3 protein-coding genes are annotated in these 2,475 nt (G+C 33.7%); 2 read left to right on the forward strand and 1 reads right to left on the reverse strand.

The genetic code is table 11. The annotated features are described in order from the left end of the window. Nucleotides 1–194: helix-turn-helix domain-containing protein (locus AMDU4_RS13660; RefSeq protein ID WP_290705561.1), on the reverse strand; the 194-nt coding region annotated here is incomplete at its 3' end. 291 nt (nucleotides 195–485) lie between these two features. Between AMDU4_RS13660 and AMDU4_RS13665 the strand changes: the two genes are divergently transcribed. Next, nucleotides 486–1,631, forward strand: coding sequence for an IS256 family transposase (locus tag AMDU4_RS13665; RefSeq protein ID WP_021788516.1), 1,146 nt, complete (start codon nucleotides 486–488; stop codon nucleotides 1,629–1,631). Nucleotides 1,632–1,746: 115 nt separating this feature from the next. Then, entirely contained in the window at nucleotides 1,747–2,460 is a 714-nt protein-coding gene (locus tag AMDU4_RS13670; protein WP_021788517.1) for a carbamoyl-phosphate synthase domain-containing protein, read from the forward strand. Nucleotides 2,461–2,475: the final 15 nt, after the last annotated feature.

Below are 2,475 nucleotides of genomic sequence, written 5' to 3' on the forward strand. Positions count from 1 at the left end.
ACCCTTGCATAGATGAAAGACATCCTGTTATTTTTTATGCCGAGTATACGATTGATCTCGCTCTCAGGCACACGCCGGAAGTTATTCGAGAGCCTGACACACCTGATCTTTCCTTCCCTGTCCCACTTCCTGAGTGTGTTCGGATTGAGTTGGAGTATTTTACAGGCATCCCTTATGGTATAGAGTTTTCCCATGATACTTATGACAACATATTACAAATATATATAATACTATTTATTAACTGTTTGAACCCCATGATGGAAAGAATACCTAAATTATCCATAAATTAATTTTTTAAGAATTCTGTAATCTTAGCCCTAAAATTTTATTTTTATGGTTGATTAAATAGTATCTGTTTAATTTTTAAGGTATTTCAAAGAGGAATTATTTATTATAGTATTTTTCTATTATATAATCCGATAATGTAATTGTTTTACTGTAAATTTAAAATGACTCTTTGCAATGTCAAAATTAAAGTGATAAAAATGACACAAGCAAAGAGTCAATTAATAAGTATAGAAGAATTAATAAAGCTTTTCGTTGAAGATAGAAAAGAAGGAAAGAAAGAGTTGATTACATGGTTCTTAAACAATGTAATGGATGAGGAGGCCATTGAACAGTTAAAGGCTGATAAATACGAGAGGAATAATGAAAGAAAGGGTTACAGGAATGGCTATAAGAAGAGGAAGTTGAATACAGTGGATGGAGAATTAATTCTTGATAAGCCGGATATTAGATCAGGTTCATTCACAACATCAGTATTTGACAAATACTCCACTGTTGAAAAGGCATTAGAATCAGTAATAGTTGAATCATACATTAATGGTGTTTCCACAAGGTCTATTAATAATGTAATAAACAAACTTGGTGTTAAGGTATCACCTGGATATGTATCATCATTGAACAAGGAGCTAGATATTAAGGTAAAAGAATTCTTAGAAACAAGAATAGATGATAAAATAATATACCTATACATAGATGCATCATACTTCAAAATCAGGGAGAATGGAAAATACAAATCAATGGCACTGTACATATCAATAGGCGTAAACAGTAAAGGCATAAGGCAGATATTATCCATGGACATATACAATTCAGAGGATGAAATAGACTGGAATAACTTCTTTTATAAATTACAGGAAAGGGGATTATCTGGAGTTAAACTGGTAATATCAGATGGCCATAAGGGAATAATGAAATCTGTTAAGGAATCATTTCCTGGTTCATTATGGCAGTACTGCCATTTCCATTTCCTAAAGAATTTAAGGAAAACAATGGGAAAAGACCAGTGGAAATCCATATCAAGAATAGTTTCAGAGGCTCTAATTGATGAATCATTGTTTAAGGTAGCCATAGATAGAATGGAGGAAATGCATCTTGATAAAGCCATTGACATGTTCTATGGCTGGTATGATTCATTGTATTCATATATATCATTCCCTGAACAGCATTACAGGAAAATACATACAAACAATGTAACAGAAAGGTTGAACAGGGAATTAAAAAGAAGGACAAGGAAGATTGCAGCATTTCCAAACAATGATTCATTAATGAGATTGGTTGTTTCAATAGCAATTGATATCAATGAGGAATGGTCATTAAGGAAATACATAAATATGGAGGTTGATTAAGGATAATGAAAGGGTCATTTGAATTTACAGTAAATATATTACATTATCATGAAAAATGTAAAAATGAATAGAAAATGATATATTTAAAGTTGAAATTAGGTTTTTTAAGATTTAAATGAAAAGATATTTATTACTGGAAGACGGAACCACCTATGAGGGCAATGCTTATGGCTATGAGGGGGAAGCAAACGGGGAAATAGTTTTCACGACTTCAATGTCCGGATACCTTGAAACTATTACAGATCCATCATATGCCGGTGAAATACTAATTTTTGCATTTCCTGAAATTGCCAACTATCCATTAAGCATGGAGCATATGGAATCTGAGAGGATCCAGGTTGCCGGGATTATTACAAAGGATGCACATAGTATTCTTTCCGGTGGCGATTCAGGGGTTGGGTTCAATGATTTTTTGAAGGCAAACAGAGTTCCGGCAATAGACGGAATAGACACAAGATCACTGGTTGAGAAAATCAGAAAAGCTGGGGCAATTAAGGGTTATATTAGAAATATAAATGAATTGCCGGATACATTTGAAGATACAATGAAACTTGACCTTGTATCACAGGTATCAAGGAAAAAATACCAGTATTATGATTCGGGCCACAAAAAAGAGCTACTGTTTGTGGATGTGGGAACAAAAAATAGCCTCATAAAAAGATTGAGCGAAACAGCTTCACTGCATATAGTTCCCTACAACTATGATTTTTTCAGCATAAAGTTCCACTATGATGCAATTTTTATACCAAATGGGCCAGGAGACCCAGCACATGAGTCACTGAAACCCTTAAGGGAATTATCAGGGAAAAAAGCAATGAAATGCCTGTAATGGGAGTATGTCTCG

It is taken from the genome of Ferroplasma sp. Type II (assembly GCF_000496155.1).